Genomic DNA, 15,533 nt, shown 5'->3' with positions numbered 1-15,533 from the left:
ATCAGCGCCATGTGAAAGCGGGTGATCTATAGATGACGCATTATGATGATTTGCAGCGTTTTAAGGATAAAACGCAAACGCAGTCTGTCGCTTTTAAAGATATGTCTGCCCAGCGCCATGCGCATGAGCAGGGAAGCTGGGCAATTTTAAACCAGCTTGCGCCCGAGGAAGAGAACGCGGCGCTTTCCGGGGCGGGCCACGTTTCCCGTAGCGTCGAGGCGGTTTCGCCGGGCGCGTTTAATGCCGCTCAGCCAGCCGCTTCGTTTTCACAAGCGTCGCCCGCTGCAGCGACCGCGCCCGCTTTGCTGCGCGACGTCGCGCAGCAATTGCCTGCAACGGCCCCGACCGTTTCTGCGCAACCTGAACCCGAACCGGTCGCGGCTATCGCCAGCGAACCCGCCTTTGCGCCAGACGCGAATGCCCTCAGCACGCCTGCGCCTGTCGTGGTGGAGAAACCCGCCGCGCTTGCCGTCGCGCAGGCCGCGCCAAAAAATGCCGACCCCGTCAATTACGCTCAGCTGTTCGCGCCAAAAGCACCGGAAGCGCCGCGCAGTGAGGATAAAAACCAGCCCCTGCAGGGTTTGTTTGAAAGGATTGCTTCATGCCGTTAATTTGTGTCTGTTCACCGAAAGGCGGGGTGGGCAAAACCACGCTGACCGCCAATCTTGCCTATGCGCTTTCCCGCGCCGGAAGCAAAGTGCTGGCCATCGATTTCGACGTACAGAATGCGCTGCGTCTGCATTTCGGCGTACCGCTGTCCGATACGCGCGGCTTTGTCGCGAAAGCCACAGAAAATGCCGACTGGAGCCCGTTTGTGCTAACGACAGGCGGCAATCTTTTCGTCTTGCCCTATGGCGAGGCGACGGAGTCGCAGCGAGTGGCTTTTGATGAACGTCTGACACAGGACGAACATTTTCTTACCCGTGGATTAAGCACGCTGCTTAATTACCCCGGCCTGGTCGTTATCGCCGATTTTCCGCCAGGCCCGTCGCCTGCGCTGAAAGCCATCTCCCGACTGGCCGACCTGCACCTGATTCCGCTGATGGCGGATACCGCTTCGCTGTCGCTGCTGCCTTATATTGAAAATCACCGACTGACGGGCGAGGAGCTTAATCAGAAAGCGGGGCACTACTTCGTGGTTAACCAGAGCGATAACCGTCGCCAGATTAGCCGCGACGTCACCGGCTTTATGGAGCAACGCCTCGGCGACCGCCTGCTTGGCGTTATTCATCGCGACGAAAGCGTGGTGGAAGCCAACGCTTCCCAGCAATCGATCTTCGACTTTAGTCCGGTTTCCGCCGCCGCCTTCGACATTGAGCTTATCAGTAAAAAAATCGCAGGCATTCTGGGTGTGAACGTGGGCGACGGGGTGGTGCATAACGACCTCCGTCCAGGTTTCTGATTCCGTCGGGGGCAATTATGAAAAAGTTTTTATTAAGCGTGCTGGCGCTGGCGCTGCTGCCGGTTGCGGCTTTAGTCATCATCACGCCGATGGACAGTCAGAAGCAGTATATTTTCGGCCTGTTGAGCATCGGCATCCTGTTCCTGATGGGGCTGAGTAAAAATCGCACCGTTTCTGTGATTATGGTCGTGATGTCGGTGCTGATGTCTACGCGTTACATGTATTTTCGCACCACGCAAACGCTGCATTTTAACTCTGAAATCGAGGCTATTCTTGGCATCGGGTTATTCATGGCGGAAGTGTACGTCTGGATAATGCTGTTGCTGAGCTATCTGCAAACCACGTTCCCGCTCAAGCGCACCATCGTTCCGCTGCCGGATGACACCTCGCTCTGGCCCACGGTGGATGTTTATATTCCGACCTATAACGAATCGCTGGATGTGGTGAGGGATACGGTGCTCGCGGCGCAGTGCATTGATTATCCGCGTGACAAGGTAAAAATTTATATTCTGGATGACGGCAAGCGCCGCGAGTTCGCTGCTTTTGCCGCCGATGTCGGCGTAGGGTATATCACCCGTAATGATAATTCGCACGCCAAGGCGGGGAACCTCAACCACGCCATGAAGATAACCCAGGGCGAGCTCATTTGTGTGTTTGACTGCGACCACGTCGCCACCCGCATTTTCCTGCAGGCCACCGTCGGCGCGTTTTTGCAGGATCCGAAGCTCGCGCTTATCCAGACGCCGCACTATTTCTATTCTCCGGACCCGTTTGAGCGCAACCTGTCGGTAGGCCGCGATATTCCCAACGAGGGGATGCTGTTTTACGGTCCGATTCAGCAGGGCAACGATAACTGGAACGCCACCTTTTTCTGCGGCTCCTGCGCCGTGATTCGCCGAAGCGCGCTGGAAGAAATTGGCGGTTTCGCAGTGGAAACTGTGACAGAAGATGCCCATACGGCGCTGAAAATGCAGCGCCGCGGCTGGAACTCGGCGTTTCTGGATATTCCTTTGGCCGCAGGGCTTGCCACCGAGCGTCTGGTTCTGCATGTCATCCAGCGTACCCGCTGGGCGCGCGGCATGACGCAGATTTTTCGTATGGATAACCCCCTGTTCGGGCGCGGCCTGACGCTGCAGCAACGCCTGTGTTACCTGAGCGCCATGCTCTATTACCAGTTTGCGTTGCCGCGCATCGCTTTTGTCACGGCGCCACTGGCGTATCTGCTGTTTAACCTCAATATCATTCACTCGTCGGCGAGCCTGATTTTCGCCTACGCGCTGCCGCATCTGTTCCTGGCGATTTACGTGAATTCCCGCCTCAACGGTCGCTACCGTTACAGCTTCTGGGGCGAAATTTACGACCTGGTGCTGGCGTTCCATATCGCGCTGCCGACTGCCGTGACGATGCTCTTTCCGAAGCGCGGCAAGTTCAACGTCACCGATAAAGGCGCGTTGCTCGATGTCGGCTATTTCGATTTTCGCGTGGTGCGCCCGCACCTGATTATCGCCATTCTGCTGGCCGCAGGGGTGGTCGCGGGGATTGTGCGTGCCTGCGCGCATGACTATTTCGGCGTCGACCCGTGGGTTATCGCCCTGAACGTGGGCTGGGGCATTTACTGCCTCATCTTCCTGCTGGGGGCGATTGCCGTTGCCAGAGAGACGCGTCAGGTGCGTAAAACCATCCGTATCGACGTGGAAATTCCGGTGTTGCTCCATTACGCCAGCGGCATCGTTTCGCGCACTACGACGCAGGATCTCTCCATGGGCGGTTGCCGCATCGCCGCGCCGGACGACCGTCACCTGAAGGATGAAATAGAAGAAGTGGAACTCTTGTTGCAATCCGAAGCCATCACTATTCCGGTGCAAACCGTAACGGCGGATGAAAACACCATCCGCCTGATGTTTGAAGAGATGCCGCTGGCGCGTCGTCGCGAACTGGTTCGCGTGGTGCTGGCGCGCGCCGACGCGTGGATTAACCCGCCGAAACCGCAGGATAACCCGTTCCGTTCACTGCTGACCATTCTGCGCAGCGTGTTCGAACTCTTCTGGCTGAGCTGGACACAGCGCCGTAAAAACCGTCGCCTGGCGGAGCAGGAGAATCGCGCAGCATGAAACGATTAACGCTTGCGATCCTCATCGGCTCCCTGTTTGTCGCGCCGCTGCGCGGCGAGGAGCCTGCAACCTCAGGAGCAGCACTGCCTTTTGACCTACCGGCGCCGACGCCCGAAGCGGCGGCGGCAGAAGCGACACCGCCTGCGCCGGATGGCGGGCAGACGACCGAACCGATGCCCGCCGCGCCGGAAGCGGTAACCGACACAGCGCCGCAAACGATGCCGGAGGCGAGCAGCTCGCCAGACGCCGCCGCCGTGTCCGCTACTTCCGCGGCGGGGGCGTTTGTGCCGTCTACCGTTTCCAGCATTACCGTAGCGCAGATGGGCCAGCCGCAGGGCGTGTCGCTGAGCGGCGGGCAATTACAGGGTGGCGTAACCTTCACGCTGCCCACCGATCAGGTCATCACTAACGCGCAGCTGGCGCTAAACCTTCGCGTGTCGCCCGCCATGGCGGCCCGTAACGCCACAATGCAGCTGATGCTGAACGGCCAGCCGCTTGGCACCGTGCCGCTGGGCGCAGCGCAGACGGATGTCTCGCACTTCCAGCTCGACGTGCCGGCGGCGCTGATGGTGTCGAACAACAACATCAGCTTTAAAATCATCGATGGCGACGCGCAGCTCTGCCAGCGGGATCTCACCGACAAATACCGCGTGACCATCCTGCCAGATTCGCGTTTCGACCTGGAAGGCCAGCAGCTTAATATCGGCGCCGATTTAAGCCATCTGCCGCGGCCTTTCTTCGACGATATGCAAATGACGCCCGCCTCGATTGAGTTCGCCTTTCCAGCGAAGCTTTCCACCGACAGCCTCAGCGCCGGCGCGCTGGCCGCCTCCTGGTTTGGCATTCAGGCGGACTACCGCGGCATTAACTTTAATGCGCTGCATGACCGTCTGCCTGAGAAAAACGGCATTCTGATAGGCCATCCCGGCGAGCAGATTGGCGGACTGAGCTTGCCGCAGGCGGACAAGCCGACGTTGCAGATTATCGATAACCCGGCGAACCCGGTTTATAAGCTGCTGTTGATTGTCGGCAAAGATGAAACCGCGCTGCGCAGCGCCGCGTGGCGGGTGACGCGCGGCGGTTTCAACCCGCAAAGCGCAAGTGACGTTGTCACACCAGGCGCCATTCCGGCGAGCCAGCCTTATGATGCGCCGCGCTGGATAACCACCGACCGCCCGGTAAAGCTTTCCGAGCTTATCCGTAAAGATCAGAGCCTGACCACCACTGGCATCTGGCATGAGCCGCTGCGCGTGGCATTTCGCGCCGCGCCCGATCTCTTCCTGTGGGATGGCGAAACCATTCCGCTGCGCATCAACTACCGTTTCCCTTCAGAGTCCTGGATTGATGAAGAGAACTCGTTTTTGAGCATGACGCTCAACAACACCTTTTTGCATAACCTGCCGGTTAACAAACAGGGGATTCTCGAACAGCTGTGGCACCGCCTGGGCGGCGACGCGCGCCAGGAGCATTACAATATGCCGCTTGAGCCGTACATGATTTACGGCGACAACCAGCTCCAGCTCTATTTCAACATCAAGCCGAAAGAGAGCGCGCCGTGCAGCGTACTGCTTAACAACAACATCAAGAGCATGATTGACGACAGCTCGACGATAGATTTAAGCCATACGCGCCACTTTGCGCTGTTGCCGAATCTTTCCTATTTCGTCGGCGCCTCGTTCCCGTTCTCCCGTCTGGCGGACTATTCCCAGACCGTACTGCTGTTGCCGGAAAACCCGTCGGAAACGCAGATAGCAACCCTGCTTGATCTCGCAGCGCGTTCCGGCAACGCCACCGGCACGTCGCTGAACCACAACCGCGTCGTGCTGGGCGTGCCGGCAGGCGGGGCGGACCTGGAGGCGCTGCGCCATCGCGATGTGTTAGTGGTCAGCGGCCTGGAGCAGACGGCCTTCAACCGCACCGTGCTGAACGGTTCGCCGTTTGAGACGCAGGCGCAAAGCTTCGGCGTGCGTACGCCGACGACCTGGCAGAAGGCGCAGCGCTGGCTGCTGGGCGACTGGAACGCCGACGGCCTTGAGGCCGACCGCTATTTCTCTTCCAACGAAGCCTGGCGCGGCTTCGTCAGCTTCCGTTCCCCATGGAATGAAGATCGCCTGGTGGTGATGGCCATCGGCAGCAATGACGACCAGCTCTCACGGCTGCATGGCGACCTGGCATCGGCGCGCATTAACGCCGCCATTCGCGGCGACGCCGCGATTATCACCAATGAAAACGGGGTACGAAGTTTTCGCGTCGGCCCGCAGTTCCCGAGCGGCCAAATGCCGCCTCATATGATGATAGTCTGGTACGCCAACCAGCACTCCGGGCTGCTGGCCGCGCTGGGACTGGGCTTTGCGATTGTGGCAGGGCTTCTGTTGACCGCCATGATGAAACGGCGCGCAAGAAAACGCCTGTATCTGGATAATAAAAAATGAAAGCGCAGACAAAATTGACACTCAAGCAAGGCCGCCGCATATCGACCCTGTGCCTGACCGGGGCTATCGCACTTGGTGCGTCTTTCGCCGCGCAGGCCGCGCCCGCCAACGACGCCGCGCTGAAGGCGCTCTTTGACCAGGCGAATTACTGGCATGACAAATCCAACGATCAGCTGGCGATGAGCTCGCTGCAAAAAGTGCTGATGGTGGATCCGGACAACACGCAAGCGCTCTACCTGATGGCGCTCTGGTCGCAGCAGAGCGGCGATTTGAAAGCCTCCGCCAGCTGGCGCGCCCGCCTGGCGCAGGTTTCACCGGGCGATGCGAAACTTCAGTCGCTGGACAACGCCAAACAGCTAACGCAGGTGCCGCAGGGGCAACTTAACCTTGCCCGTCAGCAGGCGCGCAGCGGCAATGTGCCCGGCGCGCTCGCTACCTGGCGCAGCCTGTTTAACGGCGCTACGCCGCCTGCAAGTCTCGCCCCGGAATATTATCTGACGATGGCGGGCGACAAAACGCTCTACCCGCAGGCGATAAGCGAGCTTCGCAGCTTCGTGGCGCAAAATCCGCAGGATAACGGCGCCCGTGTGGCGCTGGGCAAGGCGCTGACCTGGCGTGAGGAGACGCGTCGCGAAGGCATTGAAATGCTGGAGCCGATGGCCGCCAGCAATAAAGAGGCGGACAGCGGCCTGCGTCAGGCGCTGCTCTGGCTCGGCCCGGCGGCCGGAGATGAGCATTACTATGAAACCTGGCTGCAGCGTCATCCGCAGGATAGCGAGGTTCAGGCTTATTACCGCAAAAATATCGGCGGCGCAGCGAAAGGCGAAGGCTACACCTCACTTAACAGCGGCAATCTGGAAAATGCGCGCCGTCAGTTTGAGCAGGTGTTACAGACCAACCCGGAAGATGCCGACGCGCTCGCGGGCATGGGGTATATCGCCCAGCGCAGCGGCGATTATCAGGCGGCGGCGCAGTACCTTAACCGCGCCGCCGCGCTGGGCGGCGACGCCTCTGCCGAACGCAAAGCGCAGGCGGAAGACGCCACTTTTTACAGCCAGCTGGCCCAGGCGCAGCAGGCGCTGAAAGCGGGCAACGTCAGCCAGGCGCTGGCGCTCTCCGCGCCGCTTGCGCAGGCGAGCGGCGAACGCGGTACGGCGGCGAAGCTCTTTCGCGCCGACGTGCTGCGCCATAACAAAGATTACGCGCAGGCCGAGCAGACGCTGCGTTCGGTACTGAACGACCAGCCGGATAACGCCGCGGCGCGGGAAAATCTCTATTACGTACTGCGCGAGCAGAATAAAACCGCTGACGCGCAGGCTGTGCTGAGCACATTGCCGGCGAGCCTGCAGGCGCGTTTGCAGCCGCGAACCGTCACCGGCCTGCCGGGCGACCCGATCCGCCGTCAGGCGCAGCAGGCGGCGGCAAACGGCAATACGGCGCAGGCGATCTCTCTTCTGCGTGACGGTGTCACGCGCTTGCCGAACGACCCATGGCTGCGTCTCGATCTGGCTCGTCTGTTGCAGAAAAACGGCAATGAGAGCGAAGCGTCCGCGGTGATGGCTCCGGCGTTTCGGACCGGGGCGAGCAACAGCGAGCTTTATTCCGCCGCGCTCTTCTCTAGCGAGAACGGCGGCTGGCAGCAGGCGCAGCAGTTGCTTTCCCGTATTCCGGCCGGCAGCCAGAACCGTGAGATGCGCGAACTGGCGCAGCGGGTGAATTACAACCTGCAAATGACCACCGCCGAGCGCTATCTGGCGCAGGGCAACAGCATCGCCGCCGCCAATACCTTAAAAGCGCTGGCCGCCACGCCGCCGCAAAGCCCGGCGGACGCCGGCAAGCTTGCGCGTTTGCTGGCGCAGAGCGGCGATTTAACAGGCGCGGTCGCGGTGGTGCGTAACAACCAGCGGCTGGGAATTAAAGGCAATGCAGGCGATTACGCCGACCAGGTGGCGGTGCTCAACCAGGCGGGACTGACCAGCGAGGCGCAGACGCTGCTGGCGAACCCGGAAGTACAGGCGAGCAGCACGCCGACGCAGCTCGCGGGCTTGCGCAACGGCTATGTGATCAACGAAGCTGACCGTTTACGTGAGCAGGGCAACTACGCCGCCGCCTATGACAAGCTTATTCATGCGCTGCAAAACGATCCGCAAAACACCGACCTGATGTTCGCCATGGGCCGCCTCTATCAGAGCGGTAAAATGAACAAAGAAGCGGGCGTCGTTTATGACTACCTGATGACCCGCGACACGCCGGACCAGGCGGCGCGGGCAGGCGCTATCGACGTGGCGCTGGCGCAGGACGACGTAAACAAAGCGCGCTCGCTCGCCGCAGGCCTGCGAAACGACAATTCGCCGGAGAGATTGCTGTTGCTGGCGCGTCTTGAAGAGGCGCAGGGCAACCATCAGCAGGCGATGACCTATCTGCGCAGCGCGCGCGGCAGACTGCTTGGCTTACAGGAAGGCAGCGGCGGCACTCCGGTTGTGGGCGGCCTGCTGGCCTCCGACAACCCGTTTTTGAAAAACAGCCGCGGCGCGGAACGCACGGCCTCGCCGTCGCTCTATGGCCGCGCCATGCCGTGGCAGGTCGCGCCGACCACCGTCGATCCGGCCGGCTCGCTGCCGGGCACCTACCGTACTGATATGCCGGTGGATACGGCGCAAAACCGCACGCTGCGCCAGATTGACGAGATGATGCAAACGCTTGACGACCAGACCGGCGCCTGGCTGCAGGGCGGCGTGCAGGTGCGCGGGCGCGACGGCGAGTCGGGCCTCAGCAAACTTACCGAGGCGAAAGCGCCGCTCACCTGGTCCAGCTCGCCCTTTGGCGAGTCGCGTTTTGAGTTTACCGCCACGCCCATTACCCTTAGCGCAGGCAGCGCGGGGGGCGACGCCTGGCGTCGTTATGGCTCAAACCCGCTCTCGAACGGCGTAACAAGCCTTGCGACGACAATTGCTGGCCAGCAGAACGCCATCAAAACCGCAACGGCTACCATGACCGACGAACAGCGCGCTGCGTATTTCGCGGCGAACCCGGGAGCCTCGGAAATCGCCGCGCTTGATCTGACGAATGTCAATCTGAACGACTATAACCCCACCGGCGCCGCGGGTCTGGAAAACCTGGCCGCTTTTGCTGAAGGGTTGAGCCAGGATGCCAGAAACTACCTGATTGCCTCCGGCGTGAAGCCGAACGTCAACGATCCGGGCGATGTTTCCACCGATTCGCAGCGCGCCGACGGCGTGGAGCTCAACATGGCGCTGAGCGGCAAGGATTATAAGCTCGATATCGGCACCACGCCGCTGGGGCAGGATCTCAGCACGCTGGTCGGCGGGGTGAAATGGTCGCCGAAACTCACTGACTATTTGACGCTTATCCTTACCGGCGAGCGCCGCGCGCTCACCGACAGCCTGCTTTCTTATGTCGGGCTGAAAGACAGCTATTCCGGCAAAACCTGGGGACGCGTGACCAAAAACGGCGGCAGCGTCATGCTGAGCTATGACGACGGCGACGCGGGCTTCTATGTGAGCGGCGGCGGCTACAGTTATCTGGGCGAAAACGTCGCCAGCAACACCAGCATGAACGCCAGCGCGGGCGTATATCTGCGTCCTTATCATGACGATTACCGCGAGCTGAAAACCGGCCTGAACACCTCATGGATGGACTACTCAAAGAACCTGAGCCATTTCACTTTCGGTCAGGGCGGCTATTTCAGCCCGCAGAATTACGTCAGCGTCTCCTTGCCGGTGGATTACACGCAGAAATTTGACAACTGGAAGCTGAGCCTTGGCGGTTCGGTGGGCTATCAGTCCTACACCCAGGACGGCAGCGACTACTTCCCGACGAAGTCTGACTGGCAGTCGACGCTGGAAGATTTCGCGCAGGCAGGCTTTACCAAAGAGGCGCACTATAAGAGCAGCTCGGAAAACGGCATTGGCTATACCTTCCGTGCGGCGGCGGATTATAACGTCAATAAACAGATGACCATTGGCGGCCAGGTAGGCTATGACACCTTTGGCGATTACAACGAAAGCACGGCAGGGCTTTACTTCCGTTATATGTTAGGGAACCACTGATTATGGCACTCGATACGAGCAATTCCGTCCTGATGGCGTATTTTCAGCAGCAGCAAACGCCGCCAGGCTGGTTTGATTTGCTGACCATCATGGTAGACGGCATGGTCACCAACGTGGGGGAAACGGAAAGCCAGCCTTTTCTGAAGCAGATGGGCGAAACCATGGCGGAGCGTTTTCCGCTGCCCGTTTCGCAAACGGTGGGCGAACTGGAGGCGGCGATGAACGCGAAGCTCGCCGCTTTCGGCTGGGGCGTGGTGGATATCGCCGCGAACGACGACGGCATGCTGCTGCGCCACCAGGCGCTGCCGGTTTACCGCGACGCCGCCGGGCAAACCCGCTGGTGCAACGCCCTGTGCGCCATACTGGAAGGGCTTTACGGCCGCTGGCTCTATGCCCAGGGCGGCGAGGCGAAACTGGTGGTTAAACGCCATCGTCTCTTTTCCGTTTCGGATGTGCAGTTCCGTTATTTCAATCCACAGTGAGAACGCTCATGGTTAAACAGCTTTTCGCAGGGGCGGTGGTTATCGCCAGCCTGCTTTCCGCTCCGTTCGTCCACGCCTCCGTCGCCTGGGAGAGCTATAAAAGCCGCTTTCTGATGGCGGATGGCCGGGTGGTGGATACCGGCAATAAAAACGTCTCCCATACCGAGGGGCAGGGATACGCCATGCTGATGGCGGTGGCGAATGACGATCGCGCAAGTTTTGACAGCATGTGGCGGTGGACAGAAAAAACGTTAAAAGACAAAAAAACCGGTCTGTTTTACTGGCGCTACAACCCGGTCGCGCCCGACCCGGTGGCGGATAAGAACAACGCCTCCGACGGCGATGTGCTGATCGCCTGGGCCTTACTGAAGGCGGACCAGCGCTGGCATGACCCGCGCTACAGCGCCGCTTCCGACGCCATCGCTAACGCCATCATTGAACATAACGTTGATAACTTCGCCGGTTATGTCGTAATGATGCCAGGCGCCAGCGGCTTTAATCACAACAGCTCCATGGTGCTTAACCCCTCCTATTTTATCTTTCCGGCATGGCAGGCCTTTTCCGACCGCAGCCATCTGGTTGTCTGGCGCAACCTGATGCGGGACGGGGAGAAACTGCTGGCGAAAATGGGCTGGGGCGAGTCCCGGCTGCCGACCGACTGGGTCGCGCTTGCCGCCGATGGCTCGGTGACGCCAGCGAAAGAGTGGGCGCCGCGCTCAAGCTACGATGCGATTCGCATTCCGCTGTATGTCAGCTGGTATAACCCGCAAAGCCCGCTGCTCACGCCGTGGCGCGCCTGGTGGCAGAAGTTTGACCGCAATCAAACGCCCGCCTGGGTGAACGTGACGACCAACGAACGCGCGCCTTACAACATGCAGGGCGGCCTGCTGGCGGTGCGGGATTTAGCCACCGGCCAGCCGCAGAGCGAGCCGCAAATCACCGACCAGGATGATTACTACTCCGCCAGCCTGAAAATGCTGGTCTGGCTGGCGCAGCAGCGCTGATTCGCCTGACTAAAAGGGGCCATCCGGCCCCTTTGTTATTTCAGCGCGCGTAATCCTTCAAGCAACGCGTTATGGAACCGCACCGGGTCCTGAATTTGCGGCGCGTGGCCCATATCGTCAAACTCCACCAGCGTGGCGTGCGGAATGTGCTTCGCCGTCTCTTTGCCTAACACCGCGTAATTGCCCAGCGTTTTCTGCACGTCGGGCGGCGCAGCGTCTTTGCCGATGGCGGTATTGTCTTTTGTGCCGATGAGCAACAGCGTCGGCATCGTCAGGTTGCCAAACTCATACACCACCGGCTGGGTGTAGATCATGTCGTAGAGCAGTGCGGAGTTCCACGCCACCTGCTTTTTCCCGTCGCCGTTGTTCAGCCCGGCGAGCATGGTGACCCAGCGCTCATATTCCGGTTTCCACTGCCCGGCGTAATAGGTTTTTTGCTCATAGTTGCGGATGCTCCGGGCGCTGGTTTTCAGCTCTCGCTGATACCACTGGTCAACGCTCAGATAAGGCACGCCTTTGCTTTTCCAGTCCTCAAGACCAATTGGGTTGACCATCACCAGCTGTTCAACCTGGTCCGGATAAAGCAGGGCGTAGCGGGTGGCGAGCATGCCGCCGGTGGAGTGACCAATCAGCGTGATCTTATCAACGCCGAGCTTTTCGATTAGCGCATGCGTATTGGCGGCAAGCTGCTGAAAGCTGTACTGATAATGTTGCGGCTTGGTAGATTTGCAAAAACCTATCTGATCCGGCGCAATCACGCGGTAACCCGCGCTGCTCAGCGCCCGGATGGTCTCTTCCCAGGTGCCGGCGCAGAAGTTTTTGCCATGCATCAGCACCACCGTGCGGCCGTTGGCTTTTGCTGGCCGGACATCAATATAGGCCATCTCCAACGGCTGGTTCTGCGAGGTAAAGGTAAAACGCGCCGCGGGCCATGCATAATCAAAACCTTCAAGCTGCGGGCCATAGTTGGGTTCGGCGGCGAGCGAAGAAAACGAGAGCGCCAGCAGCGAGGCGGCGCAGGTCAGACGGCGTACAGACATAACGGTCTCCTGAGGTGAAAGCAGTCAACGTCAAACTGTAGAGCAGCGCGCCGGGCATGGAGGTAAAAGCGTGTAAAGCGGGCAGGTTTGCCCGCAGAAAGGTTCAGGAATCGATATTCAGATTCAGCGACTCGCCGGTGGCGTAAAACTGTCCGCCTGCAACGTAATGCAGGCTGCGCAACGACGCGGGCGCCTGCTCAAACCGCCAGTGGCCGTCCTGAAAGACACGGCTGTCAGCCCAGGCGGCGGTCACTTCGCCGATAAACAGATCGTACTGCTGCTGGTTGTGCGGTTCAGGGATGAGCCGACACGCCAGCCACGCGGCGCAGCCCGTCACCAGCGGCGCGTCGACGTCGGGCAGAGAGAAAAGCTCAACGCCCGCACGCTGAAGCTTATCCGGCTCTTGCGCCAGCGTATGCGTGCCAAGATAGTGGGTGAGCGCAATCTGGGCCGCTGTCGGCACCTGAATCACAAACACGCCGCTCTGTTCGATGAGCGACCGCGTTTTCGCGATTTTATCGATTACGACCGTCAGCTTCGGCGGCTGAAAATCGAGCCCGCAGACCCAGGCGGCGGACATCACGTTCTCAACGCCGTTCGCGCGGGCGGAAACCAGCGCCGTCGGCCCATGGTTAATTAAGCGGTACGCCTTTTCTAAAGGCACGCGGGTGACATACTCGTTCATCCTTATCCTCATCGTCTGACCTGAACCCGCTTATCATGGCGTGAAAGGCGCCGCCGGGGAATGGCAAGAAGAGCTTTCGCGCTCCTGAGCCACGCGCCAGCGGCGTCTCCGACAGGGTAGAAATGCATCCTCAAGCGCTTCGTTACGTTGTCACTAAACAGGGGCGCTGTTGCGCACGCTTATGCATCGAAAACGGCGAGCTGCTCATGGCTCGCCGGAAAAAGGCGCGGGCAGAGAGAGAGTAAAGACGTTCCAGCCCTGCCGGTGATGAAACGCGATTTCCCCGCCGTGGAGTGTGACAATAGCCTGCGAGATGGCGAGACCCAGCCCGGCGCCTGGCGTCTGGCGCGCGTTATCGGCCCGCCAGAAGCGGCGGAACAGCTGTTCCGGTTCGGTTATCGGCTCGCCGGGGTTCGCCACGCTGAGCGTCGCCGTTGCATCCGTACTGCGGGCCGTAATGCTGATTTGCCCATCTTCCGCCGTGTGGCGCAGCGCATTGGTCAGCAAATTGGTTAAGGTTCGCTGGAGCAGCAGCCGGTCGGCGCAGAGTTCACCCTGCGCATCAATCTCAACGCGGATGTTCTTCTCCTCGGCCAGCGGCTCCAGGAAATCAACCGTCGACTGTATAAAGGTCTGCGCGTCGAGCCGCTGTTTATCCAGCACCACGTTGCGGTGGTCGGCCCGGGAGAGAAACAGGATGTTTTCAATAAGCCGGGTCAGGCGCTCCAGCTCTTCGATATTGCCCGCCAGCAGCGCCTCATACTCCTGAGCGCTGCGCGGACGCTGAAGCATCACCTGGTTTTGTCCCAGCAGAATATTGACCGGCGTGCGCAGTTCGTGGGCGAGGTCGTCGGCAAACTGCGTAAGCCGGGTGAAATCCTCCGCCAGCCGCTGGCGCATAATGTTCAGCGAGCGCCCGAGGGGCAGTAATTCCAAGGGCAGGGTATCCAGCGGCAGCGGTTCCAGCGCCTGGCTATGGGTTTGCGCGGTCTGCCGGCTGAGTTTTTTTATCGCCCCGAGGCTTTTACGAATCAGCAGCGGGCTGATTATCACCGCCAGTACGATCGCCGTCAGGCTGATAAAGAGGCTTTTACGCCGGTACGCTTCCAGAACCTGCTCGCGTTCGGCGGCGACGCGCGCCACCATAATGATGACCGGACCCTGCGCGTCGCGCCCGGTCAGCGCCATGCCTGTCGCCGTCACGCCTTGTGGCGTTTGCCATGCGTGAAGCAGCGCATCCGACAGCGCGGCGCTGGTTGCCGAGGGGGCTATTGGCGGCACGCGAACATTCGCCTGGTTGACATCCACGATGACGCTGCCGTCCGGGCGGCTGATGCGCAGAATATCCTGACGCGTGTCCATCATCCGGTTGAAATAGAGCGGCAACGAGCGCGGCTCCGCGCCATCAAGCAGCAGCTGGCGCAGCTGGGCGCCGCGGTTGAGCAGCGTCTGGTTATCGCGCCAGATCAGTTCCCCGGAAAGGGCGCGGTAGAGCGAAACGCTGACCAGCGCGCTGCAAAGCGCAACCAGCAGCGTGAAGGCGAGGGTGAGACGCAGCGTGAGCGAAGGGCGGCGCATATCAGGCGTCTCCCGTGTTCAGGCGATAGCCCATGCCGCGCACCGTTTCCACAAGCTTAAGGGGAAACGGATCGTCAATTTTTCTGCGCAGGCGGCGGATAGCGACATCCACCACGTTGGTCTCGCTGTCGAAGTTGATGCCCCAGACTTCGCTGGCAATCAGCGTGCGCGGGAGGATCTCCCCGGCGCGGCTGGCCAGAAACCAGAGCAGCGAAAACTCCTGCGGGGTCAGGGCTATCTCCTCGCCGCCGCGCTTGACCTGATGGCGCACCGCGTCCAGCTGGAGATCCGCGACCTGCAGCAGGTTCGATGCGCTGTTATGGCGGCGCAGCTGCGCGCGAACGCGCGCCAGCAGCTCGGCAAAAGAGAAGGGTTTTATCAGGTAGTCATCCGCGCCAAGCTCCAGGCCTTTGACCCTGTCGCTCACCGCGTCGCGGGCGGTAAGGCAGAGCACCGGCGTCGCTTTGGCGGTGCGCAGCGTTCTCAACACCTGCCAGCCGTCCAGGCCCGGCAACATAATATCAAGCACGATCAGCGCATACTCTTGCTCCAGCGCCAGGTGCAGGCCATCCCGGCCATCCGCGACGGCGTCCACCACCAGACCCGCCTCCCGCAGGCCTTTCACCAGCCAGGCCTGCGTCTTTTCATTATCTTCAATCAGTAAAATTTTCATTCGGCGATTTTGACAGAATTACAGGCCAGGGTGACAGCGCAAACTGGCAACATGAC

The 15,533-nt window shown here is 60.4% G+C and carries 11 protein-coding genes; 7 read left to right on the top strand and 4 right to left on the bottom strand.

The features are described 5' to 3' along the window. Window positions 1–32: 32 nt before the first annotated feature. From bcsO to MT962_RS06935, 7 genes are read left to right on the top strand one after another with little or no spacing between them, the layout of a single operon-like run. Entirely contained in the window at window positions 33–611 is a 579-nt protein-coding gene (gene bcsO, locus MT962_RS06965; RefSeq protein WP_247365257.1) for a cellulose biosynthesis protein BcsO, read from the top strand. Then, the gene (gene bcsQ, locus MT962_RS06960) at window positions 602–1,402 is read left to right on the top strand and encodes a cellulose biosynthesis protein BcsQ (protein WP_024555631.1); all 801 of its coding nucleotides are present in this window, start codon (window positions 602–604) and stop codon (window positions 1,400–1,402) included. The genes bcsO and bcsQ overlap by 10 nt, the downstream gene beginning before the upstream one ends. 17 nt (window positions 1,403–1,419) lie before the next feature. Continuing rightward, window positions 1,420–3,513, top strand: a complete 2,094-nt coding sequence (gene bcsA, locus MT962_RS06955) for a UDP-forming cellulose synthase catalytic subunit (protein WP_024561326.1) — start codon at window positions 1,420–1,422, stop codon at window positions 3,511–3,513. Next, window positions 3,510–5,945, top strand: a complete 2,436-nt coding sequence (gene bcsB, locus MT962_RS06950; protein WP_028019924.1) for a cellulose biosynthesis cyclic di-GMP-binding regulatory protein BcsB — start codon at window positions 3,510–3,512, stop codon at window positions 5,943–5,945. The genes bcsA and bcsB overlap by 4 nt, the downstream gene beginning before the upstream one ends. Continuing rightward, a complete protein-coding gene (locus MT962_RS06945; RefSeq protein WP_024560206.1) occupies window positions 5,942–10,015 on the top strand; it encodes a cellulose biosynthesis protein BcsC in 4,074 nt (1,357 codons plus the stop codon). The genes bcsB and MT962_RS06945 overlap by 4 nt, the downstream gene beginning before the upstream one ends. Window positions 10,016–10,017: 2 nt before the next feature. After that, the gene (bcsD, locus tag MT962_RS06940; RefSeq protein WP_247365256.1) at window positions 10,018–10,497 is read left to right on the top strand and encodes a cellulose biosynthesis protein BcsD; all 480 of its coding nucleotides are present in this window, start codon (window positions 10,018–10,020) and stop codon (window positions 10,495–10,497) included. Window positions 10,498–10,505: 8 nt separating this feature from the next. Continuing rightward, entirely contained in the window at window positions 10,506–11,501 is a 996-nt protein-coding gene (locus tag MT962_RS06935; protein WP_247365255.1) for a glycosyl hydrolase family 8, read from the top strand. A 35-nt stretch (window positions 11,502–11,536) separates the two neighbouring features. Here MT962_RS06935 and MT962_RS06930 read toward each other — a convergent pair whose 3' ends face one another. The 4 genes from MT962_RS06930 to hprR all read right to left on the bottom strand — a co-directional run bounded on the left by MT962_RS06930 (window position 11,537) and on the right by hprR (window position 15,477). Further along, entirely contained in the window at window positions 11,537–12,541 is a 1,005-nt protein-coding gene (locus tag MT962_RS06930; RefSeq protein ID WP_247365254.1) for an alpha/beta hydrolase, read from the bottom strand. 103 nt (window positions 12,542–12,644) lie between these two features. Further along, window positions 12,645–13,226 (bottom strand): flavin reductase family protein, encoded by a 582-nt coding sequence (locus MT962_RS06925; RefSeq protein ID WP_024555624.1) that lies wholly within the window; start codon window positions 13,224–13,226, stop codon window positions 12,645–12,647. Between the two features lie 204 nt (window positions 13,227–13,430). Then, the gene (locus MT962_RS06920) at window positions 13,431–14,804 is read right to left on the bottom strand and encodes a heavy metal sensor histidine kinase (RefSeq protein ID WP_247365253.1); all 1,374 of its coding nucleotides are present in this window, start codon (window positions 14,802–14,804) and stop codon (window positions 13,431–13,433) included. A 1-nt stretch (window position 14,805) separates the two neighbouring features. Next, a complete protein-coding gene (hprR, locus tag MT962_RS06915) occupies window positions 14,806–15,477 on the bottom strand; it encodes a response regulator transcription factor HprR (protein ID WP_024560211.1) in 672 nt (223 codons plus the stop codon). Window positions 15,478–15,533 lie beyond the last annotated feature (56 nt).

The sequence above is a fragment of the Franconibacter sp. IITDAS19 genome, assembly GCF_023079515.1.
GTDB lineage: Bacteria > Pseudomonadota > Gammaproteobacteria > Enterobacterales > Enterobacteriaceae > Franconibacter > Franconibacter pulveris.
The sequence above is the reverse complement of the archived record's forward strand: the minus strand, read 5'-3'. Positions and strand labels throughout refer to the sequence as shown.

Bases quoted from the DNA above. Each gene is read 5' to 3' on its own strand.
- bcsO (WP_247365257.1), top strand. From the start codon at position 33: ATGACGCATTATGATGATTTGCAGCGTTTTAAGGATAAAACGCAAACG.
- bcsQ (WP_024555631.1), top strand. From the start codon at position 602: ATGCCGTTAATTTGTGTCTGTTCACCGAAAGGCGGGGTGGGCAAAACC.
- bcsA (WP_024561326.1), top strand. From the start codon at position 1,420: ATGAAAAAGTTTTTATTAAGCGTGCTGGCGCTGGCGCTGCTGCCGGTT.
- bcsB (WP_028019924.1), top strand. From the start codon at position 3,510: ATGAAACGATTAACGCTTGCGATCCTCATCGGCTCCCTGTTTGTCGCG.
- MT962_RS06945 (WP_024560206.1), top strand. From the start codon at position 5,942: ATGAAAGCGCAGACAAAATTGACACTCAAGCAAGGCCGCCGCATATCG.
- bcsD (WP_247365256.1), top strand. From the start codon at position 10,018: ATGGCACTCGATACGAGCAATTCCGTCCTGATGGCGTATTTTCAGCAG.
- MT962_RS06935 (WP_247365255.1), top strand. From the start codon at position 10,506: ATGGTTAAACAGCTTTTCGCAGGGGCGGTGGTTATCGCCAGCCTGCTT.
- MT962_RS06930 (WP_247365254.1), bottom strand. From the start codon at position 12,541: ATGTCTGTACGCCGTCTGACCTGCGCCGCCTCGCTGCTGGCGCTCTCG.
- MT962_RS06925 (WP_024555624.1), bottom strand. From the start codon at position 13,226: ATGAACGAGTATGTCACCCGCGTGCCTTTAGAAAAGGCGTACCGCTTA.
- MT962_RS06920 (WP_247365253.1), bottom strand. From the start codon at position 14,804: ATGCGCCGCCCTTCGCTCACGCTGCGTCTCACCCTCGCCTTCACGCTG.
- hprR (WP_024560211.1), bottom strand. From the start codon at position 15,477: ATGAAAATTTTACTGATTGAAGATAATGAAAAGACGCAGGCCTGGCTG.